Origin of the sequence: Streptomyces sp. NPDC004732, assembly GCF_040609235.1 — a bacterium.
GTDB lineage: Bacteria > Actinomycetota > Actinomycetes > Streptomycetales > Streptomycetaceae > Streptomyces.
Genome location: NZ_JBEXJR010000002.1, coordinates 389643 through 413097, shown reverse-complemented (window position 1 = coordinate 413097; position 23455 = coordinate 389643). Strand labels below are relative to the sequence as shown.

Annotated in this window: 28 protein-coding genes; 10 read left to right on the top strand and 18 right to left on the bottom strand. The window is 71.4% G+C overall.

The window, feature by feature from the left end; genetic code table 11:
* Positions 1-3 precede the first annotated feature (3 nt).
* A complete protein-coding gene (locus ABZV77_RS06480) occupies positions 4-414 on the bottom strand; it encodes a nuclear transport factor 2 family protein (RefSeq protein ID WP_356251024.1) in 411 nt (136 codons plus the stop codon).
* A 48-nt stretch (positions 415-462) separates the two neighbouring features.
* On the opposite strand from ABZV77_RS06480, the gene ABZV77_RS06475 reads away from it, so the two are divergent.
* Together ABZV77_RS06475 and ABZV77_RS06470 are read left to right on the top strand one after the other, a co-directional pair.
* On the top strand, positions 463-825 hold the full coding sequence (locus ABZV77_RS06475; RefSeq protein ID WP_356251022.1) for a helix-turn-helix domain-containing protein: 363 nt from the start codon (positions 463-465) through the stop codon (positions 823-825).
* The gene (locus ABZV77_RS06470; RefSeq protein WP_356251020.1) at positions 822-1295 is read left to right on the top strand and encodes an ASCH domain-containing protein; all 474 of its coding nucleotides are present in this window, start codon (positions 822-824) and stop codon (positions 1293-1295) included. The genes ABZV77_RS06475 and ABZV77_RS06470 overlap by 4 nt, the downstream gene beginning before the upstream one ends.
* Here ABZV77_RS06470 and ABZV77_RS06465 read toward each other — a convergent pair.
* Together ABZV77_RS06465 and ABZV77_RS06460 are read right to left on the bottom strand one after the other, a co-directional pair.
* Entirely contained in the window at positions 1277-1663 is a 387-nt protein-coding gene (locus ABZV77_RS06465) for a VOC family protein (protein ID WP_356251018.1), read from the bottom strand. The genes ABZV77_RS06470 and ABZV77_RS06465 overlap by 19 nt on opposite strands.
* 172 nt (positions 1664-1835) lie before the next feature.
* Complete coding sequence (locus ABZV77_RS06460) at positions 1836-2888, bottom strand: NAD(P)-dependent alcohol dehydrogenase (protein WP_356251015.1); 1053 nt, start codon at positions 2886-2888, stop codon at positions 1836-1838.
* A 117-nt stretch (positions 2889-3005) separates the two neighbouring features.
* On the opposite strand from ABZV77_RS06460, the gene ABZV77_RS06455 reads away from it, so the two are divergent.
* Together ABZV77_RS06455 and ABZV77_RS06450 are read left to right on the top strand one after the other, a co-directional pair.
* The gene (locus tag ABZV77_RS06455; protein WP_356251012.1) at positions 3006-3890 is read left to right on the top strand and encodes a helix-turn-helix transcriptional regulator; all 885 of its coding nucleotides are present in this window, start codon (positions 3006-3008) and stop codon (positions 3888-3890) included.
* A gap of 130 nt (positions 3891-4020) precedes the next feature.
* A complete protein-coding gene (locus ABZV77_RS06450) occupies positions 4021-4368 on the top strand; it encodes a helix-turn-helix transcriptional regulator (protein ID WP_356252324.1) in 348 nt (115 codons plus the stop codon).
* Here ABZV77_RS06450 and ABZV77_RS06445 read toward each other — a convergent pair.
* The 4 genes from ABZV77_RS06445 to ABZV77_RS06430 all read right to left on the bottom strand — a co-directional run bounded on the left by ABZV77_RS06445 (position 4365) and on the right by ABZV77_RS06430 (position 7873).
* The gene (locus ABZV77_RS06445; protein ID WP_356251009.1) at positions 4365-4976 is read right to left on the bottom strand and encodes an ATP-dependent Clp protease proteolytic subunit; all 612 of its coding nucleotides are present in this window, start codon (positions 4974-4976) and stop codon (positions 4365-4367) included. The genes ABZV77_RS06450 and ABZV77_RS06445 overlap by 4 nt on opposite strands.
* A 15-nt stretch (positions 4977-4991) precedes the next feature.
* A complete protein-coding gene (locus tag ABZV77_RS06440) occupies positions 4992-5648 on the bottom strand; it encodes an ATP-dependent Clp protease proteolytic subunit (RefSeq protein WP_356251006.1) in 657 nt (218 codons plus the stop codon).
* A 299-nt stretch (positions 5649-5947) separates the two neighbouring features.
* Positions 5948-6646 carry a peptide-methionine (S)-S-oxide reductase MsrA gene (gene msrA, locus ABZV77_RS06435; protein ID WP_356251003.1) on the bottom strand — a complete coding sequence of 233 codons (699 nt, stop codon included), beginning with the start codon at positions 6644-6646 and terminating at the stop codon, positions 5948-5950.
* A gap of 108 nt (positions 6647-6754) precedes the next feature.
* A complete protein-coding gene (locus tag ABZV77_RS06430) occupies positions 6755-7873 on the bottom strand; it encodes a hypothetical protein (protein ID WP_356251000.1) in 1119 nt (372 codons plus the stop codon).
* A gap of 101 nt (positions 7874-7974) precedes the next feature.
* Between ABZV77_RS06430 and ABZV77_RS06425 the strand changes: the two genes are divergently transcribed.
* Positions 7975-9129 (top strand): cystathionine gamma-synthase, encoded by a 1155-nt coding sequence (locus ABZV77_RS06425; RefSeq protein ID WP_356250998.1) that lies wholly within the window; start codon positions 7975-7977, stop codon positions 9127-9129.
* Here the strand turns inward: ABZV77_RS06425 and ABZV77_RS06420 are convergent, their stop codons facing one another.
* The 3 genes from ABZV77_RS06420 to ABZV77_RS06410 form a co-directional block, all read right to left on the bottom strand.
* Entirely contained in the window at positions 9130-9381 is a 252-nt protein-coding gene (locus ABZV77_RS06420) for a hypothetical protein (protein WP_356250995.1), read from the bottom strand.
* Entirely contained in the window at positions 9378-9860 is a 483-nt protein-coding gene (locus tag ABZV77_RS06415) for a sigma factor-like helix-turn-helix DNA-binding protein (RefSeq protein WP_356250992.1), read from the bottom strand. The genes ABZV77_RS06420 and ABZV77_RS06415 overlap by 4 nt, the downstream gene beginning before the upstream one ends.
* 64 nt (positions 9861-9924) lie before the next feature.
* Positions 9925-10443 (bottom strand): MarR family transcriptional regulator, encoded by a 519-nt coding sequence (locus tag ABZV77_RS06410; protein ID WP_356250989.1) that lies wholly within the window; start codon positions 10441-10443, stop codon positions 9925-9927.
* A 156-nt stretch (positions 10444-10599) separates the two neighbouring features.
* Here ABZV77_RS06410 and ilvA point away from each other — a divergent pair, with 156 nt between their 5' ends.
* The 3 genes from ilvA to ABZV77_RS06395 all read left to right on the top strand — a co-directional run bounded on the left by ilvA (position 10600) and on the right by ABZV77_RS06395 (position 13883).
* Positions 10600-11841, top strand: coding sequence for a threonine ammonia-lyase (gene ilvA, locus ABZV77_RS06405; protein WP_356250986.1), 1242 nt, complete (start codon positions 10600-10602; stop codon positions 11839-11841).
* 171 nt (positions 11842-12012) lie between these two features.
* Entirely contained in the window at positions 12013-13020 is a 1008-nt protein-coding gene (locus tag ABZV77_RS06400) for an ATP-binding cassette domain-containing protein (RefSeq protein WP_356250983.1), read from the top strand.
* Positions 13017-13883, top strand: a complete 867-nt coding sequence (locus ABZV77_RS06395) for an ABC transporter permease (protein ID WP_356250980.1) — start codon at positions 13017-13019, stop codon at positions 13881-13883. Before ABZV77_RS06400 ends, ABZV77_RS06395 begins: the two co-directional genes overlap by 4 nt.
* Before the next feature lie 72 nt (positions 13884-13955).
* Here ABZV77_RS06395 and greA read toward each other — a convergent pair whose 3' ends face one another.
* Positions 13956-14453: a transcription elongation factor GreA gene (greA, locus tag ABZV77_RS06390; RefSeq protein WP_356250977.1), complete on the bottom strand. Its 498-nt coding sequence runs from the start codon at positions 14451-14453 to the stop codon at positions 13956-13958.
* A gap of 166 nt (positions 14454-14619) precedes the next feature.
* On the bottom strand, positions 14620-15075 hold the full coding sequence (locus tag ABZV77_RS06385; protein WP_356250974.1) for a DUF4307 domain-containing protein: 456 nt from the start codon (positions 15073-15075) through the stop codon (positions 14620-14622).
* 115 nt (positions 15076-15190) lie between these two features.
* On the opposite strand from ABZV77_RS06385, the gene mca reads away from it, so the two are divergent.
* Together mca and ABZV77_RS06375 are read left to right on the top strand one after the other, a co-directional pair.
* The gene (mca, locus tag ABZV77_RS06380; protein ID WP_356250971.1) at positions 15191-16072 is read left to right on the top strand and encodes a mycothiol conjugate amidase Mca; all 882 of its coding nucleotides are present in this window, start codon (positions 15191-15193) and stop codon (positions 16070-16072) included.
* Complete coding sequence (locus tag ABZV77_RS06375; RefSeq protein WP_356250968.1) at positions 16065-16337, top strand: hypothetical protein; 273 nt, start codon at positions 16065-16067, stop codon at positions 16335-16337. The genes mca and ABZV77_RS06375 overlap by 8 nt, the downstream gene beginning before the upstream one ends.
* Positions 16338-16406: 69 nt before the next feature.
* Here ABZV77_RS06375 and ABZV77_RS06370 read toward each other — a convergent pair whose 3' ends face one another.
* The 6 genes from ABZV77_RS06370 to ABZV77_RS06345 all read right to left on the bottom strand — a co-directional run bounded on the left by ABZV77_RS06370 (position 16407) and on the right by ABZV77_RS06345 (position 23322).
* The gene (locus ABZV77_RS06370) at positions 16407-16577 is read right to left on the bottom strand and encodes a hypothetical protein (RefSeq protein ID WP_306334155.1); all 171 of its coding nucleotides are present in this window, start codon (positions 16575-16577) and stop codon (positions 16407-16409) included.
* Positions 16578-16741: 164 nt separating this feature from the next.
* Positions 16742-16990: a chaplin gene (locus tag ABZV77_RS06365; protein WP_356250965.1), complete on the bottom strand. Its 249-nt coding sequence runs from the start codon at positions 16988-16990 to the stop codon at positions 16742-16744.
* 116 nt (positions 16991-17106) lie between these two features.
* Positions 17107-20358 carry an NB-ARC domain-containing protein gene (locus ABZV77_RS06360; RefSeq protein ID WP_356250962.1) on the bottom strand — a complete coding sequence of 1084 codons (3252 nt, stop codon included), beginning with the start codon at positions 20356-20358 and terminating at the stop codon, positions 17107-17109.
* An 83-nt stretch (positions 20359-20441) separates the two neighbouring features.
* Positions 20442-21185 carry a sulfite exporter TauE/SafE family protein gene (locus tag ABZV77_RS06355; protein WP_356250959.1) on the bottom strand — a complete coding sequence of 248 codons (744 nt, stop codon included), beginning with the start codon at positions 21183-21185 and terminating at the stop codon, positions 20442-20444.
* A 91-nt stretch (positions 21186-21276) separates the two neighbouring features.
* A complete protein-coding gene (locus ABZV77_RS06350) occupies positions 21277-21867 on the bottom strand; it encodes a rhodanese-like domain-containing protein (RefSeq protein WP_356250956.1) in 591 nt (196 codons plus the stop codon).
* 66 nt (positions 21868-21933) lie between these two features.
* Complete coding sequence (locus tag ABZV77_RS06345; RefSeq protein ID WP_356250953.1) at positions 21934-23322, bottom strand: MBL fold metallo-hydrolase; 1389 nt, start codon at positions 23320-23322, stop codon at positions 21934-21936.
* Between the last annotated feature and the right edge of the window lie 133 nt (positions 23323-23455).

Below are 23455 nucleotides of genomic sequence, written 5' to 3'. Positions count from 1 at the left end.
CACCTAGGGGGTCGGCCCGGGGCTGACTCCCGACGGCGCGGCACCGAAGGGACTGTCGATCACGTATCGCCAGCACCCGTCGGTGCCGCGCCGCACCACGTCGGTGGCCGTGGACCTGGACCGCGCCTCGCCCGCGCCGATCTCCCAGTCGACGACGAGCAGCGCGACATCGCCCGCGACGTGCACGTGCCGGGGCCGCACGGCGATCGGCAGGCCGAGGGCGAGGAACGGCGCGTTCGCGGCGGCGATCTCCGCACCGCCGTGCACGGCGTCCCCCGACTCCGGCACGAAGGCGGCCCGCTCCTCGTAGAGCTCGCGCACGGCTTCGGGGTCCCCGCTGTTGAACCGCGCGGCGAAGGCCGCGGGGACGTCCTCGGGACGGGTGGGCAGGGCGGCTATGTTCGTGGTCGTCATGGCTGAACCGTAGGAGGCCCTCTCGTGACTCACCGAACGGTAAGCGGCGTGCGGCCCGGTCTCCCGGACGACGCACTGGCCGAGATCGCCGCCCCCAGCCCCGCCTGCCCCGTGGAGATCACGCTCGCCGCCCTGCGCGGCCGCTGGACCACGCTCGTCGTCCGCGAACTGCTGCGTCACGAAAGCCTTGCGTACGGCGAGCTGGCCGCCGCGCTCCCGACCCTGTCCGACAAGGTGCTGACCGAACGCCTCGCGCAACTCGTCTCCGCAGGCGTGGCCCACCGCACCCGCACACCCGGCTGGCCCGCCACGGTGACCTACGAACTGACCCCGCACGGGCGCCAGTTGGGCCCAGTTCTGCAGGCGCTCTGGGACTGGGGTGCGGGCGCCGAGCATAGGGTGAGCCCATGACGGAGATCACGGAGGCCGCGGACCGGGCCGACGAGCCGCTTCCCAAGGCCGAGTTCGCCTTTCCCGGACCGCTGCGCGATCAGCTCGTGGCGGCCATCCTCGACGGTTCCAAGACCTCGACGACCGGTCTGGTCGTCGACTACGAGCACGAGGGCGAACCGCTGCCCGTGGTGGGGGAGCGCGCCGTCGTCGTCGACTCCGACGACCGGCCGGTGGCCGTCATCGAGGTGACCGGCGTACGCGTCGTGGCGCTCGCCGACGTGGACCTCGCCCACGTCGTGGACGAGGGCGAGGGGGACGAGACCGTCGCCCAATGGCGGGCGGGGCACGAGGAGCACTGGCACGGCGCCGAGATGCGGGCCGCGCTCGGCGACCCGGACTTCACCGTCGACGACGCCACGCTGTGCGTCCTCGAACGCTTCAGGCTCGTGACGGACGCCGAGCTCCCGGATCAGCTCCCGGAGCCGTAGGGCCTGGTGATGATCTCCAGGTTGTGGCCGTTCGGGTCGTCCCAGTAGACGCCGCGGCCGCCGTCGTTGGTGTTGGTCTCGTTGACGCGCTGGTGGTACGGGTCGGCCCAGTAGGTGAGGCCGCGGCTCTTGATGCGCCCGAAGATCTCGTCGAACTCGTCGTCGGAGACGAGGAAGGCGTAGTGCTGGGGCGTGAGCGGCACGCCGTCGCCGTCGTAGAAGTCGAGGGTCACGCCGTTGGGGATCTCCACCGGGATGAAGGGGCCGTACTGGGGGCTCACCTCCAGGCCCAGGATGTCCGCGAGGAACTGGGCGGACTCCTTCTTGTCCCGCGCCGCGACGATGGTGTGGTTCAGCTCGATCGACATCGTGTGACCTCCCGGCCTTTCGGCCCTGCGCGTTGTCCGTCCGGTACGGGAACAACGCTAGGACCGGCAGGCCGGGCGCCGCATCGGTCGTACGGGTCCGGCGCGGTGCGCCATGAGGACTAGGCCCCCCGCCCGAGACTGCTTCAGGCCACGGGAACCCGCACCGCCGACGTCAGATCGTCGCGGTGTCGATCACGAAGCGGTAGCGCACGTCGCTGGCGAGGACCCGCTCGTACGCCTCGTTGATCTGGTCGGCGCGGATCAGCTCGATCTCCGAGCCGAGCCCGTGCGCGGCGCAGAAGTCCAGCATCTCCTGCGTCTCCTGGATGCCGCCGATGCCGGAGCCCGCGAGGGTCTTGCGGCCGGCGATCACGGAGAACAGGTTGAGGGAGACCGGCTCCTCGGGGGCGCCGACGTTCACGAAGGCGCCGTCCGTGCGCAGCAGGCCCAGGTACTTGTCCAGGGGCAGCGGCGCGGAGACCGTGGAGAGGATCAGGTCGAAGGAGCCCGTGAGCTGCTCGAACGTGGCGTCGTCGCTGGTTGCGTAGTAGTGGTCGGCGCCCAGCTTCAGGCCGTCGTCCTTCTTGCGCAGGGTCTGCGACAGGACGGTGACCTCGGCGCCCATGGCGTGCGCGATCTTGACGGCCATGTGGCCGAGACCGCCGAGGCCGACGACGGCGACCTTCTTGCCGGGGCCCGCGTGCCAGTGCGCGAGCGGGGAGTACGTGGTGATGCCCGCGCAGAGCAGCGGCGCGGCCACGTCGAGCGAGAGCCCGTCGGGGATGCGGACGGTGAACGCCTCGTCCACGACGATGTGCGTGGAGTAGCCGCCGTAGGTCGGCTCGCCGTTCTTGTCGAGCGCGTTGTACGTGCCGATGTTGCCCTGCGCGCAGTACTGCTCCAGGCCCGCCTTGCAGTTCTCGCACTCGCGGCAGGAGTCGACCATGCAGCCGACGCCGACGCGGTCACCCACGGTGAACTTGGTGACACCGGGGCCGACCTCGGTGACGACACCGGCGATCTCGTGGCCGGGCACCATCGGGTAGATGCCCTTGCCCCAGCCGTCGCGGGCCTGGTGAATGTCCGAGTGGCAGATACCGGCGTACTTGATGTCGATCAGGACGTCGAACTCGCCGACGGCGCGGCGCGGCACGGTGGTCCGCTCCAGGGGCGCCTCGGGGGCGGGAGCGGCGTAGGCGGAAACGGTGGTGATCTGCTCAGTCATGTCTTCGAGGCTGCCACTGACCTGCGGTGTCACCCAGACACCCGTTCTGCCTACGACCACTGTGCCTACCACTGGCGGGGTCAGGCTCGGGGACGTACGAGCCTGGATACTGGAAGCATGGACGAGAACCCCGCGCTCCTCGACAGCCGGGCCGAGCTGAGTGAATTCCTGCGCACCCGCAGGGCCCGGCTGCAGCCCCAGGACGTCGGCCTGCCGAATTTCGGACGGCACCGCAGGGTGCCCGGGCTGCGCCGCGAGGAGCTCGCGCAGCTCGCCGGGGTCTCCGTCGCGTACTACACCCGTCTTGAGCAGGGCAACGGCCGCAACGTCTCCGGCGAGGTGCTCGACGCCATCGCGCGGGCCCTGCGGCTCACCGACGCGGAGCACGCACACCTGACGCGGCTCGCGAAGCCGAAGACCCTCAAGAAGAAGCGGGCGGCGCGCCAGCAGCACATGCGGCCCGCCCTGCAGCAGCTCCTGGACTCCATCCAGTCCGTGCCCGCGTACGTGGTCGGCCGCCGGACGGACATCCTCGGCTGGAACGCGCTCGCCGCGGCGCTCTTCGGCGACTGGGGCGAGCTCGCGCCGGGCGACCGGAACTGGGCGCGCATCTGCTTCCTCGACCCGCGCTCGCGCGAGCTGTTCGTGAACTGGGAGCAGAAGGCGTCGGACATCGTCAGCTATCTGCGGATGGACGCGGGCTGCTATCCCAACGACCCCGAGCTGTCCGCGCTGGTCGGCGAACTCTCCGTGAAGAGCGAGGAGTTCAGGGGCCTGTGGGCGACGCACGACGTCCGGGAGAAGGGGCACGGCGTCAAGCACATGCGCCACGCGCTGGTGGGCGACCTGACGCTGTCGTTCGAGACGCTGCGGCTGCCGGACGACTGCGACCAGTCCCTGATGATGTACCACGCGGAGCCGGACTCGGCGTCGGCGCAGGGGCTGCGGCTGCTCGCGAGCTGGGGGCGGGACGCGTCGTCGGTGGGTTCGCCGAAGACGTGACGGGTGCTTGGACCCGGGGATTTCGCGGGCGGCGGAACGCTCCGCACTGCGCCGACGGCCGTACCCCTCCTACGCTGGGGAAGTGAGCAGCCAAGAGCGCCAGAAGGCGAACGAAGCCCGCGTCATCCCCCTGCGCCCGGTCAAGGCGGCGCCGAACCCCGCCCCGTCCAGGGAGACCGCGGCGGGCAAGGAACCCCTCTGGCGCGACGTCGTCGGTGACGTCCTGCGCCGTGAGCGCCTCGCGCAGGAGCGCACGCTCAAGGACGTGGCCGAGGCCGCCCGGATCTCCATGCCCTACCTCTCCGAGCTGGAGCGCGGCCGCAAGGAGGCCTCCTCCGAGGTCCTCGCGGCCGCCGCCCGCGCACTCGGCCTCGGCCTGCCCGACCTGCTGTCCCTGGCCCAGACCCGGCTGGCCGGCCTTCCCCGCGCGAGGCCGGCCAGGGCTTCGTACCAGGGCGAGGTGCGCCTGGCCGCCTAGGCTGCGGCGGGCAGCGCGCGCCTGCTGAGCACCTGGTCCGCGAGGCCGTACGCGACCGCTTCCTGCGCGGTGAAGAACTTGTCGCGGTCCATGTCGGCGCGGAGCGTCGTGATGTCGTGGTGCGTGTGGTGGGCCAGCACCTCCTCGACCTGCGAGCGGATGCGGAGCATCTCCTTCGCTTGCAGGCTGAGGTCCGACACCGTGCCCTGCTGGCCACGGCTCGCGGGCTGCCCGAGCAGTACGCGGGCGTGGTCGAGCACGAACCGCCGTCCCGGGTCGCCGCCCGCGAGCAGCACGGCGGCCGTCGAGGCGGCCTGGCCGACGCAGAACGTCGAGATCGGCGCGGTGATGAAGCTCATGGTGTCGTAGATGGCCATGAGTGAAGTGAAGGATCCGCCGGGCGAGTTGATGTAGATGGAGACCTCGCGCTCGGGGGCGGACGATTCAAGATGCAGCAGCTGCGCGATGACGACATTGGCGACGCCGTCGTCGATCTCCGTGCCGAGGAAGATGATCCGCTCGGAGAGCAGCCTGCTGTAGACGTCGTAGGCCCGCTCGCCGCCCTGCGGGGTGCGCTCGACGACGGTGGGAATGGTGTACTGACTCATTGCTCTTCCCCCTCCTCAGATTCCCAGTCCGATACGGCGCTTCGACCCGGCGGGCCGCACGTCGTCCAGCGAGGCGACCACGTGGTCGACCATTCCGTACTCCTTGGCCTGCTCGGCGGTGAACCAGCGGTCGCGGTCGCCGTCCCGCGAGATCGTCTCCGGGCTCTGCCCGGTGTGCTCGGCGGTGAGCCGCTCGATGGTCCGCTTCGTGAACTCCAGGTTCTCGGCCTGGATGGCGATGTCCGCGGTGGTGCCGCCGATCCCGGCCGAGGGCTGGTGCATCATGATCCGCGCGTTGGGCAGCGCGAACCGCTTCCCGTGCGTGCCCACGCTCAGCAGGAACTGCCCCATGCTCGCGGCGAACCCCATGGCGAGGGTGGCCACGTCGTTCGGGATGAGCCGCATGGTGTCGTAGACGGCGAGCCCGGCGGTGACGGACCCGCCCGGGCTGTTGATGTACAGACTGATGTCGGTCTTCGGGTCCTCCGCCGACAGCAACAGCATCTGCGCGCACACGCGGTTGGCGGACACCTCGTCGACCTGCGTCCCGAGGAACACGATCCGCTGGTTGAGCAGTTGCGCGGCGAGATGGTCGTCGAACCGCGAGGGGGCGGTGTCCCCGTCCTCACCCCGCGGCCGCGAGTTCTCCCAGCCACTCTCCCGCACCGACATAACGCCTCCCAAGTCCCCAGCGGCACCCAACGCCCCGCTCTCCCTCCACTGTTGCCCGCGGCCCCCGCCCCTGTCCGAAATCTCGGCTGGCGGCAGATTCGCTGAGGGCAGAGGGGCGTGGAGGGGGCGTCAGGCCGACAGCGAGGCCTGCGCGGAGCTGGAGGCGGGGAACGACGCGGCCGTCGCTGAACTCCGCCGCGTCATGCGGCGTGACCTCGGGGTCGACTGAGGGGCTCGGTGGGGGGGGGAGGGTGGAGGAGACGTCGGGTCTCGGTTCTGCCTCCCCCGGCACGTGGTGCTCAGCCCTCCGCTTGGGCCACCCCGGTCGGGCAGGAGCGGCCCCAGTTCGTCTCCGACGGGGAGTCGAGCGTCGCGCCCGTGCCGCCGATGCCGCAGTAGCCGTCGGGGTTCTTGTCCAAGTACTGCTGGTGGTATGCCTCCGCGGGCCAGAACGTGCGGTCGGACGCCGGGAGGACCGTCGTCGTGATCGTGCCGTGGCCCGCGGCCGTCAGGACCTTCTGGAAGGCCGCCAGGGACGCCGTCGCCGTCTCCTCCTGCTCGGGGGAGTGAGTGTAGATCGCCGAGCGGTACTGCGTGCCCACGTCGTTGCCCTGGCGGAAGCCCTGCGTGGGGTTGTGGGACTCCCAGAACAGCTTCAGGAGCTCGGCGTACGTGACCTTGGACGGGTCGAAGACGACGCGGACCGCCTCCGTGTGGCCGGTCAGGCCGGAGCACACCTCTTCGTAGGAGGGGTTTTCCGTGTAGCCGCCCTGGTAGCCGACGTACGTCGTCCAGACGCCCTCGGTCTGCCAGAACTTGCGCTCCGCGCCCCAGAAGCAGCCCAGCGCGAAGTCCGCCACCTCCAGCCCGTCGGGGTAGGGGCCGAGCAGCTGGTTGCCGAGGACCGTGTGGCGGGAGGGGACCTCGAATTCCGGGGTCGCCCGGCCCTTGAGGGCCTGCTCGGCGGTCGGGAGCTCGGGCGTGCGGCCGAAGATCATGGGGTCTCTCCTCGTGCGTGACAGGGGTCTACCCCGTCAACGTACGGACGGGGTGGCGCATTCCGGTCGGAGGCCGGAGGCCGGAGGTCGGAGGGCGCAGGGCGGGGCTCAGTGCGAGAGCGTCGCCGGGCTGCCGCCGTTCGCCTCGTACCCCGCGACCGCCAGCGCGCGGTACACCGCGTAGTCCGAAGCAGGGTCCTCGGAGAGGGTCCACGGCAGCGCGCCCACGTGGCCGTCCACGTGCACCAGCTGGTTCATCGCCTCCGACCAGCGCTGGCTGCGGACCAGGAAGAAGACCAGGAGATGGCGGACGTGCGCCAGCATCGGGTCGTCCGCGCGCGCGGAGTGCACCGCGAACAGCGCACCCTCGACGGCCTTGGTGACGACCTCGCTCTCGTAGAAACCGCGCACCAGGTTGACCTCGGGCAGGTGCTCGTAGACCCCGAAGAGGGGGAGCGCCGCGAGCAGGGAGCCGCGGGGCGCGCGGGCGGCGGCGGCCTCCGCGAAGTCGTACGCGAGGTCGCGCGAGCCGTGCCACTTCTCGCACCAGTAGTGCAGCGCCGCGAGGTGGGCGCCCATGTGCGCGGGCGCGCGGTCCAGGATCTTGAGCCAGAGCTGCTCGAACTCCTCGCGGGGGTACGCGAGTCCGCGGGCGATGGAGAGCTCGATGATGTACGGCACCGGGTCGCCGGGGGAGAGCAGCGCCGCCTGCGCGCAGGCCTCCTTCGCCTCCTCGAGGATGATCCGGAACTCGTCCGTCCCCTGCGCCGCCGTGCGCCACGCCTGCTGCACGAGGAACTCCGCGTGCACCGCCGCGCCGCCCGCGTCCTTGGGCGTCTCGGCACGCCATACGCGCAGCCACTGCCCGCCGGGGTTGTCGCTGACGCCGCCGGGCCGCTGCTGCAGCTCCAGGGAGGCCGCGCCCGCGAAGGCCTGCACGCGCTGCCAGCGCCGCTCACCGTGCGTCTCCGTGCCCGCGAGCAGCTGGGACGCGGCCTTCCACTCCTGCGTGCGCTGCACGAGGTCGAGCACTTCGAGGAGATCCGCGTCAGGACCCGGCATGCGGATGTCCAGCTCCTCCTGGCGCAGGAAGCCGTAATTCGCCGGGTCCGCGGCGTCCGGCGAGCCGGGGGCCACCTGCCGGATTCCGCCGCGCCTGCGCAGCAGTACGGGCCCCAGGACCGCACCGATCATGATCACCGCGAACAGGAACCAGAGAATCTCCATGACACAAGCGAACCAGACGCGTCGGACAATTGGCCAACCTGCCGGGACGTACCCGGACCGACCCGGCAGAAGGACCCGTGCGCGCACTACGCTCAGGCCGCATGAGTGACTCGCACAGCACGCAGAGCTTCGAGACCGTGGCGATCCACGCGGGCAACACCGCCGACCCCCTCACCGGCGCCGTCGTCCCGCCCATCTACCAGGTCTCGACCTACAAGCAGGACGGCGTCGGCGGTCTGCGCGGCGGCTATGAGTACAGCCGCAGCGCCAACCCGACGAGGACCGCCCTCGAAGAGAACCTGGCCGCACTGGAGGGCGGCCGCCGCGGACTCGCCTTCGCGTCCGGACTGGCGGCCGAGGACTGCCTTCTCCGTACGCTGCTCGCCCCCGGCGACCACGTGGTGATCCCCAACGACGCGTACGGCGGCACCTTCCGGCTCTTCGCCAAGGTCGTCTCGCGGTGGGGCGTGGAGTGGTCCGTCGCGGACACCTCCGACCCGGAGGCCGTGCGGGCCGCGCTGACCGACCGCACGAAGGCGATCTGGGTGGAGACCCCCTCCAACCCGCTGCTCGGCATCACCGACATCGCCGCGGTCGCGCAGATCGCCCGTGACGCCGGGGTGCGCCTCGTCGTCGACAACACCTTCGCGAGCCCCTACCTCCAGCAGCCGCTCGCGCTCGGCGCGGACGTCGTCGTGCACTCCATGACGAAGTACATGGGCGGCCACTCGGACGTCGTCGGCGGCGCGCTCGTCGTCAACGACGCGGAGCTGGGCGAGGAGCTGGCGTACCACCAGAACGCGATGGGCGCGGTCGCCGGGCCCTTCGACGCCTGGCTGGTGCTGCGCGGCATCAAGACCCTCGCGGTGCGCATGGACCGGCACAGCGAGAACGCCACCAAGGTCACCGAGATGCTGACCCGGCACGCGCGCGTGAGCCGCGTCCTGTACCCGGGCCTTCCGGAGCACCCCGGTCACGAGATCGCCGCCAAGCAGATGAGGTCGTTCGGCGGCATGGTGTCGTTCCAGGTCGACGGCGGCGAAGAGGCGGCCGTCGAGGTCTGCAACCGGGCCAAGCTGTTCACCCTGGGCGAGTCCCTGGGCGGCGTCGAGTCCCTGATCGAGCACCCGGGCCGCATGACGCACGCCTCGGTCGTGGGCTCGGCCCTGGAGGTCCCCGCGGACCTCGTGCGGCTCTCGGTGGGCATCGAGTCGGCGGACGACCTCATCGCCGACCTGCAGCAGGCGCTGGGCTAGTCACCAGCGGGTCAGGGGTGGGGTCGTGTCCGTCGGCGGCTCCACCCACGGCCGGGCGACGGACGCCCACACGACGAACGCCACCGCGGCGGCGAAGAGCAGCGTCCACAGGGCCCGCCGCACCGCCCTGCGGCGCCGCAGCGACCGGCTGCCCCGCCGTACCGCGTCGTGGAGGAGTTCGGGCGGCACGGCGGGCGTCGCGCCCTCCAGGATCCGCCGGATCGCCTGTTCCTTGCGCTCGTACTGACTCATGAGGGCGCCGCCCCGCTCAGCGTCCGTGCGGGCGCGGGACCCCGCGGCGGATGCAGCACCGTCGCGGTGGCGCGGGCGCAGACCCCCCGGACCCGCTCGGTGGGCAGTCCGAGGAGCGCCGCCGTCTGCTCCTCGGCCACGCCCTCGTACATCCGCAGGACGAGAATCAGCCGCTCCTGGGGCCGCAGCCGGTCCAGGACCCCGCCGTGGCCGCGGCGGAGGCGCCAGGCCGCGCGGCCGAAGCGGAGGGCGACCTGCTGGCGGGTGCGGTCGTAGGGGTCCTCGCCGCGCAGCCGGTCCCAGGACGCGTAGGTGTGCGCGAGCGCCGCGGTCAGCAGGGCACGCGCGCGCGGGTTGTCGTCCGGGGGCTCGGCGGTGAGCAGGGTCGCGGCATGCAGGAGCCGCCCTGCCGCGCCCGCGACGAACGCCTCGAACTCCCGGGCACGGCGGGCGCTCTGGAGCGCCTGCCGTTCTCGCACCGCACCTCCCGGCCACGAGGAAGGGGGATCCCGGTCTCATATGAGGCCAGACGCGGGGCCGGGGTCAAGACTCCGGAGTGGCCGGAACCTCTCCCACGGGTGCCGTCTGTGACGTCTGGCGCGCACTGAGGGCGGAATTGAAGCGTGTGAGGAGCGCACAGAAGCTCTCGCGCTCCGCCGGGTCCCAGTCCTGCGTCAGCTCGGCCATCAGCTCGCGCCGCGAGGAGCGCACCTCGTCGAGTCTGGCCTGGCCGCGCGGCGACAGCTGGAGCACCACGGCGCGGCCGTCCTCGGGGTGCGAGGTCCGCTTGACGAGGCCCGTGTCGACGAGCGGGGCGACCTGCCTGGTGACGGTCGAGGAGTCGATGCCCATGCTCGCCGCGAGCGCCTTGACGCCCATCGGCCCCTCCTTGTCGAGGCGGTTGAGCAGCAGATAGGCGGCGCGGTCCATGGAGTTGCGGACCTGGCCGACGCCGCCGAGGCGAGTCTGCTCCGCGCGGCGGGCGAAGACCGCCACCTGGTGTTGCAGGCTGTCCAGGAGGGCGGGCTCGCTGGCGGTCGTCATGTCCGGAGTTGTGGGCATGGCCGGGGGCTCACTTCATGCGAGGGCGATGGGTTGGGGGACAGGGTACGCGGCCGCGGCGGGTACCGTACCTGCGCTGCGCAAACCCGGGGGAGAACGGTCTCGTTCCTTGGTCATCCCAGGAGGACCGGGGCGTCGGCTGCAAGACTTGCCGTCATGAGCTACCGCACGCCGCACTCCTTGCCGAAGTCCCTCCCGACGGTGACCCTCGACGATGTGCGCGGTGCGCAGAAGATGCTCTCCGGAGTGGCCCGGATGACGGCGATGGAGGGCAGCAGGTACCTGTCCGGGCTGGTCGGAGCCCCTGTGCACCTCAAGTGCGAGAACCTGCAGCGGACGGGTTCGTTCAAGCTGCGCGGCGCGTACGTACGGATCGCGGGCCTGCTCCCCGAGGAGCGCGCCGCCGGTGTGGTCGCCGCAAGCGCGGGCAATCACGCCCAGGGCGTGGCGCTGGCCTCCTCGCTCCTCGGCGTGCGCTCCACGGTGTTCATGCCGGCCGGAGCGCCGCTGCCCAAGGTCGCCGCGACGCGCGACTACGGCGCGGAGGTGCGGCTGCACGGCCAGGTGGTCGACGAGACGCTGGCCGCCGCGCAGGAGTACGCGGACCGGACGGGCGCGGTCTTCATCCACCCCTTCGACCACGCGGACATCATCGCGGGGCAGGGCACGGTCGGCCTGGAGATCCTGGAGCAGTGCCCCGAGGTGCGCAGCCTCCTCGTCGGCATCGGGGGCGGCGGGCTCGTGGCGGGCATCGCGGTCGCGGTCAAGGCGCTGCGCCCGGACGTGAAGGTGATCGGCGTGCAGGCGGCCGGGGCCGCGGCCTATCCGCCCTCGCTGGCCGCCGGGCACCCGGTGTCGGTCAAGAACCCCGCGACGATGGCCGACGGCATCAAGGTGGGACGCCCCGGAGACGTACCGTTTCGGCTGGTGGAGGACCTGGTCGACGACGTCGTCACGGTCTCCGAGGACGAGCTCTCCAGCGCCCTGCTGCTCTGTCTGGAGCGGGCGAAGCTGGTCGTCGAGCCGGCCGGTGCCAGCCCCGTCGCGGCCCTGATGAGCGACCCGAAGGCGTTCGAGGGCCCGGTGGTGGCGCTGCTTTCGGGCGGCAACGTGGACCCGCTCCTGATGCAGCGCATCCTGCGGCACGGCATGGCGGCGGCGGGCCGCTACCTCTCGCTGCGGCTGCGCCTCACCGACCGCCCCGGGGCGCTGGCGACGCTCCTCGGCGTGCTGTCGGAGGTGGACGCCAACGTCCTCGACGTGAGCCACGTGCGCACGGACCCCCGCCTCGGGCTCACGGAGGCCGAGGTGGAACTGCACCTGGAGACGAAGGGGCCCGAGCACTGCGTCGAGGTGGGCACGGCGCTGCGGGCGGCGGGCTACACGGTCATCGGCTGAACCCGCGCCACCTGGTCGTGTCCGGGACTTTGGAAAAACAGCTGAGCCAACGCGATGTATCGCGTTATGGTGTGCCTCTCGTCACCTGTCGCCGGGCGCACCAAGTCCGGCAAATCTAAGCTTTTCCGTAGGAACTTCACCCGAAGCAATCCACATCAGGGGAGAACCCACATGCCAGGCGCGATCTACGCCGAAGGTCTGGTGAAGACCTTCGGTGACGTACGGGCTCTGGACGGCGTCGATCTGGATGTCCCGGAAGGAACCGTGCTCGGCCTCCTCGGACCGAACGGCGCGGGGAAGACCACGGCGGTCCGCTGCCTCACGACGCTGCTCAGGCCCGACAGCGGCAGAGCGGTCGTCGCGGGCATCGACGTCCTCAAGCACCCCAACGAGGTGCGGCGCTCCATCGGTCTGTCCGGCCAGTTCGCGGCCGTGGACGAGTATCTGACCGGCCGCGAGAACCTCCAGATGGTCGGCCAGCTCTACCAGATGCGGGCCAAGCAGGCGAAGGCCAGGGCGGCCGAGCTGCTCGACCGGTTCAACCTCGCCGACGCCGCGGACCGCCCCTCCAAGACGTACTCCGGCGGCATGCGCCGCCGCCTCGACCTCGCCGCCGCGCTCGTCGTCTCGCCCCCCGTGATGTTCATGGACGAGCCGACCACCGGCCTGGACCCGCGCAACCGCCAGCAGCTGTGGGAGGTCATCCAGGAGCTCGTCCAGGGCGGCACGACCCTGCTCCTGACCACGCAGTACCTCGAAGAGGCCGACCACCTCGCGCACGACATCTGCGTCGTCGACCACGGCCGCGTCATCGCCCGCGGCACCTCCGACCAGCTCAAGGGCCAGACCGGCGGCGAGCGCGTCGAGGTCGTGGTGCACGAGCGCGAGCACATCGCGACCGCGTCCGAGATCCTGCGCGGCTTCGGCAAGGGCGAGGTCGCCGTCGCCCAGCACACCCGCAAGCTGACCGTCCCCGTCACCGGCGGCGCCAAGCTGCTCGCCGAGGTCATCCGCGAGCTGGACGCCCGCGGTGTGGAGATCGACGACATCGGCCTGCGCCGCCCGACCCTCGACGACGTCTTCATCTCCCTCACCGGACACGTCGCCGAAGTGGCGGACGAGACCAAGGGAGAGGGCGCCGACGCCGACGCCGAGAGCCAGAAGGAGACCGCCAAGTGAGCACCGTCACCGACGCCGTGCCCACCGCCGGGCCCAGGCCCGCCGGCGGCATCGGCCAGTCCGTCAGGGACTCCCTGGTCGTCGCCAAGCGCAACCTGATCCGCATGACCAGGATTCCCGAGATGATCCTCTTCGGGATCATCCAGCCGGTCATGTTCGTGGTCCTGTTCACGTATGTCTTCGGCGGCTCGATCGCCATTCCGGGCGCGGGCGTCAGCGCCGGGGCGTACAAGGAATTCCTGATGGCGGGCATCTTCGCGCAGACCGTCACCTTCGCCACCGCGGGCGCGGGGGCGGGCATCGCCGACGACATGCACAAGGGCCTCATCGACCGCTTCCGTTCGCTGCCCATGGCGCGCGGCGCGGTCCTCACCGGCCGCACCCTCGCCGACCTCGTGCAGACGGCCATCACGCTCGCGGTGCTCGCGGTGGTTGCCCTGCTCGTCGGCTGGCGCACCCACGAGAACATCGGCAAGGTGCTCCTGGGCTTCGCCCTGCTCCTGCTGCTCGGCTATGCATTCACCTGGATCGGCGCACTGATCGGCCTGTCCGTGCGGACACCGGAGGCGGCGACATCGGGTGGCCTGATCTGGCTGTTCCCGTTGACGTTCATCTCGAACGCGTTCGTGCCGGTCAACGGCATGCCACGGTTCCTGCAGTACGTCGCCGAGTGGAACCCCTTCAGTGCCACGGTGGCCGCGGCCCGTGAACTGTTCGGCAACACGATCGACGGCGTTCCGAAGTCCGTGACCGGGGCGTGGCCGATGGAGCACCCCGTGTGGGCCTCGCTGATCTGGTCGGTGCTGATCATCCTGCTCTTCCGCACGCTGGCTGTGCGCAAGTACCGCTCGGCGACGGCCTGAGACACGGACCGGGACACGACAGGGCCCCGGCGCGTGCTGCGCCGGGGCCCTGTCGTGTCCGCGATACGGGTGTCAGGCCGAGTACGGCTTGGCCGCGAGGATCTTCACGGAGGCGAACTTGCCGTTCGGCAGTTCGTACTCCGCGTCCTCGCCCACCCGCTTGCCGTTCACGCCGGTGCCCAGCGGGGACTGCGGCGAGTACGTCTCGATGTCGGCGCTCGCGTACTCACGAGAGGCGAGCAGGAACGTCAAGGTGTCGTCCTCGTCGCCGTCGAAGGCGATGGTGACGACCATGCCGGGCTCCACGACGCCGTCGTCGGCCGGGGCCTCGCCCACGCGCGCATACTCAAGGAGCTGAGTCAGCTGGCGGACGCGGAGCTCCTGCTTGCCCTGCTCCTCCTTGGCCGCGTGGTACCCGCCGTTCTCACGCAGGTCGCCCTCCTCGCGCGCCGCCGCGATCTTCGTCGCGATCTCGGTGCGCGCAGGACCAGACAGATACTCCAGCTCGGCCTTGAGCTGGTTGTACGCCTCCTGGGTCAGCCAGGTGACGTTGTCGCTGGTCTGGGTCACAGGTGCTCCTCGTAGGTACTGGGAATACAAAGCATCGCCCTACCCAGAAGGATGTTCCTTCTCGGGTGGGCGAAACCACGAGCCTAACAATTCGGGAGGCCGAGGGGGAGGACATAAGCCATCAGATTTGCGTCAACGCAGGTGGGCGCGGTAAAGCCGTCCGACCTCAGTCCGAGTGGCAGCCCAGCAGCTCGACGCTGGTGGCCTTCTTCGTCGTACGCAGCGTGACGACCTTGTCGATGCGGTCCGTGCGCTGGTCGAAGCGGAAGTCCGCGCGGCCGACCTCGGCGCCGGACTCGGCCTGCGAGCGCAGGGTGCAGTAGCCCTTGGCCCCGGTGTCCTTGCGGACCTCCAGATGGGCCTCGACGGCGTGGTCGGAGACGACGTCGAACTTGATGATCTCGCCGCTGACCTTCGCGCCGTTGACGTAGTCGTAGCCGAACCAGCCGATGACGCCGAGCAGGAGCACGCCGAGCACCGAGCCGATGATCTTCAGCTTGCGGTCGGCGGCTTCGTCGGCCGTGCGCGCGCGGCCGTACCGCCCTTCGGGAAGCCCGCCGGGAGTTCCCGCCGGGAGCTCCTCCGAGTGCCCCTCGGGGAGCTTCGAGCCCGCCGCCGCCATGATCGTCCTCCAGGAACAGGGGATGCCGGAATTTTCCGCCCCCCGGTTCCGTCACTATAGAAGCCGCCTGATGCGCCGGAATCACGAGGGCGCCCAATACCTTGAGGATCGAGTCTTGACTCAGCAGCTGCGACTGATGGCCGTTCACGCCCACCCCGACGACGAATCGAGCAAGGGCGCGGCCACCATGGCCAAGTACGTGTCCGAGGGGGTGGACGTGCACGTGGTGACCTGCACGGGCGGGGAGCGTGGCGACATCCTCAACCCCAAGCTCCAGGGCGACAAGTACATCCAGGAGCACATCCACGAGGTGCGCAGGAAGGAGATGGACGAGGCGCGCGAGATCCTCGGCGTCAAGCAGGACTGGCTCGGCTTCGTCGACTCCGGCCTGCCCGAGGGCGACCCGCTGCCGCCGCTGCCCGAGGGCTGCTTCGCCCTGGAGGACGTCGACAAGGCGGCCGGTGAGCTGGTCCGGCAGATCCGCTCGTTCCGTCCGCAGGTCATCACGACGTACGACGAGAACGGCGGGTACCCGCACCCCGACCACATCATGACCCACAAGATCTCGATGGTGGCCTTCGACGGTGCGGCCGACGCCGAGAAGTACCCCGAGAGCGAGTTCGGCCCGGTCTTCCAGCCGCAGAAGCTCTACTACAACCAGGGCTTCAACCGGCCGCGCACCGAGGCGCTGCACCACGCGATGATCGACCGTGGCCTGGAGTCGCCGTACGGGGACTGGCTCAAGCGGTGGGACGAGTTCGAGCGGGTCGAGCGCACGCTGACCACGCACGTTCCGTGTGCCGACTTCTACGAGACCCGTGACAAGGCCCTGATCGCACACGCCACGCAGATCGACCCCGACGGCGGCTGGTTCCGGGTGCCGATGGAGATCCAGAAGGAGGTCTGGCCCACGGAGGAGTACGAGCTCGCGAAGTCGCTCGTCGATACTTCCCTCCCCGAGGACGACCTCTTTGCGGGCATCCGCGACAATGCCTAGCGTGAACGCACATCTGGCAATGACGCATCTCGTCCCTCTTGCCAAGGAGGTCGACGACGACAAGGTGACGCCCGGCGTCCTCGGCTTCATCGTCTTCGCGGTGATGGCACTGGCCGTCTGGGGCCTCATGAAGTCGATGAACCGGCACATGCGCAAGGTGGACTTCAAGGACCCCGAGGAGAGGTCGGAGAAGGAGCCCGTCGGCGCGTCGGCGGGCGAGGCCGCCGGTTCCGCGCCGGAGAAGAAGCCGGGCGCCGGGAAGTAGCGCCCGAAAAGACCGGACCCCTCCCGCCCGAAGGCGAGAGGGGGCTGAGCTGTCTGCTGGTGGTGCCGGTCAGTCCAGGACCATGTCGCCGAAGGCCGCGACGTTGACCTCGTGGTGCTCGACGTTGACGGCGTCGTTGTCGACTCCGTAGGGGCCGTCGTTGGCGGAGGCGATGCCCGCCCCGCCGAGGACGGTGATGGCGGCCAGGACAGTGGTGGCTACAGCAGTACGCAAACGCATGAAGCAGTCCTTTCTTGTGGGTGTGAAGATCGCAAGAAGGCTTTTCCGGTCCGTTCGAGCCGTACACGGCCTTCGGGCGAAGCCCACCCGTCCGCATGGTTCATGCGGCCGATGCGCGGAGCGCGTCCGGGGGGCGCACGCGGGGCGTCAGGCCGTTGCGGCCGTCAGTCGTTCCTGCACTGATTGCCGAGGGCCGGGTTGAGCAGGCCGATGACGTCGACGCTGTTGCCGCACAGGTTGAGGCCGAGGTCGACGGGGACCTGCAGCGAGTTGCCGCTGAGGACGCCGGGGGAGTTGCTGACCGTGGCTTCGGCGTTGGCGTCGGGACCGGGGTCGGCGACCGCGGCGCCGGCGCCACCGAGGACGGTGACGAGGGTGAGGGCGGCTGCGGTGACGATGCTGCGCGTACGCATGGATACCTCTTCACAGAAGGAGAAGGCGGTCCATGCGAGCCTCACCCGGGGCGGCCGCGGGCGCTCACGTTCGTAGGCCGTCGGTGCAAGGGATGCCCCTATTGGGGGAGATCCGCTCACTCCCGGCCCGGTACGTCCACCCCCATGACCTCCCTCGCGTGCCGACTCGGCACCATGCCCAGGCGCCACGCCTGCCAGCCCGTCTCCAGGTCGGCGCCGCGCTCCAGGAGCAGGGCATAGGCCTGGACGCAGTCGGTGAGTTTCCCGTCGCGGGTCGGGTGGTCGGCGCGGGCGAGCTGGCTGAGCTCCTCCTGTGCGACCGCCGTGCCGATCTCCCAGCCGCCCGGCGAGGCGTACGGCAGCAGGGTGCAGCGCAGGAAGCGGGCCCAGTCGGCGCCGCGGCGGTCGCCGTACGAGGTGAAGAGCTCGATGGCCTCGTCGCACAGGGCGAGCGCCTGCTGGCTGCGGTTGTTGCCCGCGTCCACGACCACCAGCTCCAGACACGTCCAGGCCTCGCCGTGCGCGACGCCGATGCGCTGGAAGTCGGCGCGGGCGTCCACCAGGAGCTGGCGGGCGAAGCCGGAGTTGCGCAGCGAGCCCGTCTGCGCCGCGCGCTGGTCGCGGGTGACGCGCGCCGAGTGGTGCCGGGCGCAGGCCAGGCCGTACACGTCCCGCATCCGGGAGAACATCGTGCGGGCCCGCTCCAGGTCGCGCACCGCCTGGTCGAGGCTGCCCGCCTCCTCCAGTGCCTGCCCGAGGTAGTAGAGGGACCAGGCCTCGCCGCGCGCGTCGTCGTTGTCCCGGTGCCGGGAGACCGCCTGGCGCAGCCCGTCGACGGCCGGTGAGGGGTCGCCGTCGACCAGCCGGGCCCGCGCCAGCTGTGTGAGGGCCCAGGCCTCGCCGCGCGGGTCGCGGGTGCGGCCGTACAGGTCGAGGGCGCCCCGCAGCTCCTCCTCCGCGCGGGGTACGTCGCCCATGCGCAGGCAGAGCTGGCCGAGCTGGAAGTGCGTCCAGGCCTCGCCGTGCACCGAGCCGCTCTGGTGATGCAGGGCGAGCGCCGTCTCCAGCATGCCGAGGGCGTGCGCGAGGTGGGCGCGGTCCCGCTCGACCGCCGCGAGCGCGTGCAGCGTCCAGGCGCGGTCGCCCGCCAGCTCGTCGGTGTCCTGCAGATCGAGGGCCTCCGTCAGGCGTGCCGCGGCCTCGGTGAGATTGCCCTGGTGGTGCAGCGTGATGCCGAGGGAGCCGAGCGCGCGGGCGGCCGCCGCGTCCTGGTGGGCCTCGAAGTACAGGTCGACGACGGAGTTCAGCGTCGTACGCGACTGGTCGAGCTCGCCGAGCTGGCGGGCGGCGATGCCGGTGCGCCACTGCACGCTGCGGCCGAGGAGGCCCTGGTCGATGGCCTGGGTGAGTTCGTTGATCTCACCGAGCCGGTAGAGGTCGCCGCGCAGCAGGCAGTAGTCGCACAGGGCGCCGAGGAGGTTGAGCACGGCCGTCTGGTCGACGCCCTCCGCGTGCCGCAGCGCCGCCGTGATGAACGTCGACTCGTCGTCCAGCCAGCGCAGCGCCGCGTCGAGCGAGGTGAAGCCATGCTGCCCGAACTGATCGGCGCGCGTGGACGTCTTGCCGTCGACCAGGCGGATCACCGTGTCGGCCAGCTCGCCGTAGCTGGCGATGAGTCGTTCCTGCGCGGCCGTGCGCTCGGCGGGCTCCTCCTCGTCGAGGAGGCGGGTGCGGGCGAAGGAACGTACGACGTCGTGCAGGCGGTAGCGGCTGCCGGGCGGGGCGCCTTCGCCCTCGTGGTCCCGGGGGCGGGGCACTTCGACGAGGCCCGCGCGGGAGAGCGCCGTCAGCTGCCGGTCCGCCTCCTGCTCGTCCGCGCCGAGCAGTGCCGCCGCGGCGGCCGCGCCCAGCGAGGCGCGCCCGGCCAGTGCCAGGCGGCGCAGCAGCCGCCTGGCCTGCTCGGACTGGTCGGCGTAGCGCAGCCACAGGACGCGCTCGACCGGGCCGACCTTCTCGGCGGGCCCGTACGCCGACAGGTCCGAGGCCAGCTGACGCGGCGTACGCGGACCGAGCGAGGAGCCCGCGGCGCGCAGCGCCAGCGGCAGCCCGCCGCACAACTCCCGCACCGAGTCGCCCGATTCGGCGTCGTAGGGCCCGGAGAGGTCCTCGGCGGACTCGCGGAGCAGCTCCTCGGCGGCCGCCTCGTCCAGCGCCTCGACCGGCAGCACGTGCACCCACGCGGGCAGGTCGCCGGGCAGTTCGAGCGGCTCCCTGGAGGTGACGAGGACGAGGCTGTCCGAGCGCTCCGGGACCAGCGTGCGGACCTGCTCGGCATCGCTTGCGTCGTCGAGCACGATCGTCACCGCGAGGCCGGTCAGATACTGGTGATAGAGCTCGCTGAGCCGCTTGACCTGCTGTTCCTGCGAGGACCGCTCGCGGAAGAGCAACTGCTCGCGCGGCGCGCCCAATCGGTTCAGCAGATGCAGCAGGGCGTCGCGCGTGGACATCGGCGACTCCTGCGTGGCGCCGCCGCGCAGGTCCACCACGCACGCGCCGCGGAACTGGTCCCGCAGGTCGTGCGCCGCCCGCACCGCAAGCGAGGTCCGCCCCGAGCCCGGCACGCCGTGCAGCATGACCACCGTGGGCCGGGTGTCGGTGCTGGCGCGCGCCGCGTGCACCCACTGCGCGATCCGGCCCAGTTCGGTCCTGCGCCCCACGAAGGGGGCCGCCGTCTCGGTGAGTTGGGCGAAGGACTGCTGCAGCACGCTGCGCCTGCGCGCCGCCGCGCTCTTGTCCGTGCCGCGCAGCTGGGGCGCGGGCTTCTTCGCGGCGTGCGCGCCGGTCGACGCGGCGAGGACGCGCTGCTGGTCGAGGAAGGGCCGGATGCCGCGCACCTCAAGTGCCGTCAGCCACTGCAGTCGCAGCTGCTCGGGGCCGCCGGGCCTGCTGAGCTCCCCGGCGCGGCGACTGGCCGCGGGGACGTGGGCGGCCGTCACCTTCACGACGGTGGCCGCCGCGCCCGCCACGGCGACGACCGCGCCGGTGCCCAGGGCGGTGCCGACGCTGGTGCCGAACGACAGGTCGGACACCCCGGCCGCGACCGCCGCAACGACCGCCACCAGCAACGGAGTTCCGGCGCCCTCCCTCGCGTACCGCTGCCCGAAGGTGAGCAGGCCCGCCTCCGACTCGTCGAGCGCCCCGGTGTACGCGGCGTACTCCTCGTCCGCTGTCTGCGCCATGGCGTCCAGTGCGCCGCGCGCCCGCGAGAGCAGCACGCCCCCGTCGACGCGCCCGCCCGAACGACGGACCTCCTCCTCCACGGCCCGTCCCAACAGCCGCTCGGCCTCGGCCCGATGGCTGTCCCGCATATGGGTTCCCCCTCCGAGATCAACAGTTGCCTGCGGTCACAAGTGTCCTGCGTACGGGGCCCGGGCGCGAGGGCGTCCCCGGATCAGACGAATACGTCGGCGAGCATGAGGGCCGCGACCGCGAGGAGCGCGTAGGCGAAGAGGCGCTGCAGCGTGTTGCCGCTGAGCCGTTGCGCGTACCGTTTGCCGTCGCGGGCGCCGAGGATCGCGGCGGCGGTGAAGGGCGCTATGACGGCCCAGTCCAGATGCACGCCGGTGCCCGCCCGGGCGCCGAGCGCGGCGATCGAGTTGATGGTGATGACCAGCAGGCTGGTGCCGATGGCCCGGCGCATCGGGAGGTTCAGTATCCGCGCCAGAGCCGGTACGGCGAGGAAGCCGCCGCCCACACCCAACAGCCCGGTCACGGCGCCGAGTCCGGCGCCTGCGGCGCCCGCTCTTGCGGGACGGGCCTCGCCCGCGGCCGTGGCGGGTGCGGGCCGCAGCATGCGCAGGGCGGCGAGCCCCGCGACGGCCGCGAAGGCGACGGTCAGGCCGAGCCGGGGCAGGTGACCGGCGACCGCCCCGGCGAGCAGGGCGGGGACGACACCGGCCGCCGCGAACAGCAGCCCGGTCCGCCAGACCACGTTGCCGTCCCGGGCATGCCCGGTGAGCGCGGTGACGGACGTCAGGGTGACGATGATCAGGCTGGCGGTGATCGCGTCCGCAGGGGGCAGGCCGATCAGGTAGGTCAGGGCGGGGACCGCGAGGACGCCACCGCCACCGCCGAGTCCGCCGAGCGCCAGGCCGACGACGGCTCCGGCCACGAGCGCGAGGATCAGGGCGGTCATGCCGCCGGGCCGTCGTTGCCGTGTCCGCCGGCGACCGGGTGCCCGGCGGCGTTTCGTGAGCGGTTCCCGCCGGCGCGGGGGAACAGGGGCATCACAGGACCGGCCGGTCGCGCAGGGCGGCGGTGACGGTGTGGATGTCGGTGCGCGGGCCGCGGTTGTAGGGCAGCTTGGAGAGCGCCATGCCCAGCGCGCAGGTGTTGCTGAGGGCCGCGAAGGTCAGTCCGGCGCCGATCGCGGTGCCGATCAGGTGCACACCGGGGACGAAGAAGCCCACGACGCCGGTGACCAGCACGATCGAACCGGCGACGAGACGGACCTGACGCTCGAGCTCCCAGCGCGCCGGGCCGCGGTCGACCGGGGCACCGGAAGCCTCCCAGGCCAGCATGCCGCCGTCGAGGACCCGCAGGCCGGGCAGGCCCGCCTCGGCGAGAGCCGCCGCCGCCTGCGCGGCGCGGGCACCGGAGCGGCAGACCAGCACCACGTCCTCGTCGAGGTGCTGCCGCAGCTCCATGCGGTGCTTGCGCAGGGTGTCCAGGGGCACGTTGTGGGCGCCGGGTATGTGACTGGTCCGGAACTCGCCGGACGTACGCACGTCCAGCAGCCGGGGGCCTTCGCCGGTCTTGGTCAGGTGCTGGAGGGCGGCGGGCGTGCAGGCGGCGGCGCGCGGGGCGTCGGTCGTCATGGGGAACTACTCCGTGAAGAGGAAACGGGAACGGGGGACGGGCGGAACAGGGAACGGGTGCCGGAGTCAGGCGGCGGTGGGCGTGTTCAGCAGGGACCAGGCGGCCCAGCCGCCGAGTACGTCGGAGACGTCCTGGAACCCTTCGTGGCGCAGCAGGCTGGCGGCAATGGAGGAGCGGTGGCCGCCCGCGCAGTGCAGGACCAGCGGCCTGTCGCGCGGGATCTCGTCGAGACGGCGGGGGAGTTCTCCCAGGGCGATGTGCAGAGCGCCCTCGACGGACCCGTTCTCGGCGCGCTCGCCGCAGTTGCGGACATCGAGGACGACCGGCGGGTTCTCGCCGTCCAGCTCGGCGCGCAGCCGGGCCGCGGTCAGGCGGCTGGCCGGGGCGACCTCTTCGGCCATCGTCTCCAGGGCCTCGTCGGGCGCGGCCAGGTACCCGGCCACCCGGTCGAAGCCGACCCGGGCGAGCCGGGTGACGATCTCCTCCGCACGGTCCTCCGGCGCCACTACCAGCAGCTCCGCGCCGAGCGGCAGCACGGTGCCTGCCTGCTCGGCGAACCGGCCGTCGGCCGGGACGTTGACCGCCCCGCGCACGTGCCCGACGGCGAACTCCTGCGGATCGCGCGCGTCGACCACCACCGCGCCCGCCGCACGCCCGGCCAGGAAGTCCGCCGTGCCCAGCGCCCGCGACGCGCTCGCCGGGTCGAACAGCTCCCGCTCCCGGCGGTTGAGGTCCGCGTCGTAGGCGAAGTACCCCGGCGCCGCCGACTGACCGGCGGTCACGATCGCGACGAAGTCCTGCTCGCTCATCGGCGCGCACGCGTAGTTGGTGGCGCGCTGCTCGCCGATCGTCGACTGCCGTTCGGTGGACAGGTTCTTGCCGCAGGAGGACCCGGCACCATGGGCGGGGAAGACCCGCACCGCGTCGGGCAGGCCCATCAGCTTGTGCTGCACGCTGTCGTGCAGCATCGCGCCCAGTTCGTCGGCGGTCACCCCGACCGAGGCGAGGAGGTCCGGGCGGCCGACGTCGCCGATGAACAGCGCGTCACCGGTCAGCACGCCGTACGGGACGGTGTCCTCGGCGCGCTCGTACACCAGCACGCTGATCGACTCCGGCGTGTGGCCCGGGGTCTCCATGATCTTCAGCGTCACGTCGCCGAGGCCGATGGTGTCGCCCTCGGCCAGCTCGCGGATCGCGTACTCGGTCTCGGCCCGGCGCCCGTAGCCGATCCACGCGCCGGTGCGGGCGGCCACCTCCAGGTGACCGGCGACGAAGTCCGCGTGGAAGTGCGTGTTGATGACGCCCACCACGGTGAAGCCACGGGCCTCGGCGTCGTTCAGGTACTCCGTCACGTCCCGGCGCGGGTCCACGACCACCGCCTGTCCTGTGGTCTCGTCGGCGATCATGTACGACGCCTGGGACAGGCACTCGAGGTAGTACTGCGAGAAGAACACGGAAACCTCCGAAACAAGGTGGGTGGATACCCCGGGGGGTATTACGTTTTCGACGGTAAGCGTCGGCATTCGCCTTGTCAAATACCCTGGGGGGTATCGAATCGACACCCGGGATTAATACCCCTCCGGGTAT

Excerpts from the sequence above, each read along its gene's own strand:
- ABZV77_RS06480 (WP_356251024.1), bottom strand. The coding sequence starts at position 414 with ATGACGACCACGAACATAGCCGCCCTGCCCACCCGTCCCGAGGACGTC.
- ABZV77_RS06365 (WP_356250965.1), bottom strand. The coding sequence starts at position 16,990 with ATGCGTACGCGCAGCATCGTCACCGCAGCCGCCCTCACCCTCGTCACC.
- ABZV77_RS06455 (WP_356251012.1), top strand. The coding sequence starts at position 3,006 with ATGGACGAGAACCCCGCGCTCCTCGACAGCCGGGCCGAGCTGAGTGAA.
- ABZV77_RS06350 (WP_356250956.1), bottom strand. The coding sequence starts at position 21,867 with ATGACGACCGACGCCCCGCGCGCCGCCGCCTGCACGCCCGCCGCCCTC.
- ABZV77_RS06370 (WP_306334155.1), bottom strand. The coding sequence starts at position 16,577 with ATGCGTTTGCGTACTGCTGTAGCCACCACTGTCCTGGCCGCCATCACC.
- ABZV77_RS06460 (WP_356251015.1), bottom strand. The coding sequence starts at position 2,888 with ATGACTGAGCAGATCACCACCGTTTCCGCCTACGCCGCTCCCGCCCCC.
- ABZV77_RS06470 (WP_356251020.1), top strand. The coding sequence starts at position 822 with ATGACGGAGATCACGGAGGCCGCGGACCGGGCCGACGAGCCGCTTCCC.
- ABZV77_RS06410 (WP_356250989.1), bottom strand. The coding sequence starts at position 10,443 with ATGCCCACAACTCCGGACATGACGACCGCCAGCGAGCCCGCCCTCCTG.
- ABZV77_RS06385 (WP_356250974.1), bottom strand. The coding sequence starts at position 15,075 with ATGGCGGCGGCGGGCTCGAAGCTCCCCGAGGGGCACTCGGAGGAGCTC.
- ABZV77_RS06440 (WP_356251006.1), bottom strand. The coding sequence starts at position 5,648 with ATGTCGGTGCGGGAGAGTGGCTGGGAGAACTCGCGGCCGCGGGGTGAG.
- ABZV77_RS06445 (WP_356251009.1), bottom strand. The coding sequence starts at position 4,976 with ATGAGTCAGTACACCATTCCCACCGTCGTCGAGCGCACCCCGCAGGGC.
- msrA (WP_356251003.1), bottom strand. The coding sequence starts at position 6,646 with ATGATCTTCGGCCGCACGCCCGAGCTCCCGACCGCCGAGCAGGCCCTC.
- ilvA (WP_356250986.1), top strand. The coding sequence starts at position 10,600 with ATGAGCTACCGCACGCCGCACTCCTTGCCGAAGTCCCTCCCGACGGTG.
- ABZV77_RS06465 (WP_356251018.1), bottom strand. The coding sequence starts at position 1,663 with ATGTCGATCGAGCTGAACCACACCATCGTCGCGGCGCGGGACAAGAAG.
- ABZV77_RS06375 (WP_356250968.1), top strand. The coding sequence starts at position 16,065 with ATGCCTAGCGTGAACGCACATCTGGCAATGACGCATCTCGTCCCTCTT.
- ABZV77_RS06355 (WP_356250959.1), bottom strand. The coding sequence starts at position 21,185 with ATGACCGCCCTGATCCTCGCGCTCGTGGCCGGAGCCGTCGTCGGCCTG.
- ABZV77_RS06430 (WP_356251000.1), bottom strand. The coding sequence starts at position 7,873 with ATGGAGATTCTCTGGTTCCTGTTCGCGGTGATCATGATCGGTGCGGTC.
- ABZV77_RS06400 (WP_356250983.1), top strand. The coding sequence starts at position 12,013 with ATGCCAGGCGCGATCTACGCCGAAGGTCTGGTGAAGACCTTCGGTGAC.
- ABZV77_RS06360 (WP_356250962.1), bottom strand. The coding sequence starts at position 20,358 with ATGCGGGACAGCCATCGGGCCGAGGCCGAGCGGCTGTTGGGACGGGCC.
- ABZV77_RS06420 (WP_356250995.1), bottom strand. The coding sequence starts at position 9,381 with ATGAGTCAGTACGAGCGCAAGGAACAGGCGATCCGGCGGATCCTGGAG.
- ABZV77_RS06425 (WP_356250998.1), top strand. The coding sequence starts at position 7,975 with ATGAGTGACTCGCACAGCACGCAGAGCTTCGAGACCGTGGCGATCCAC.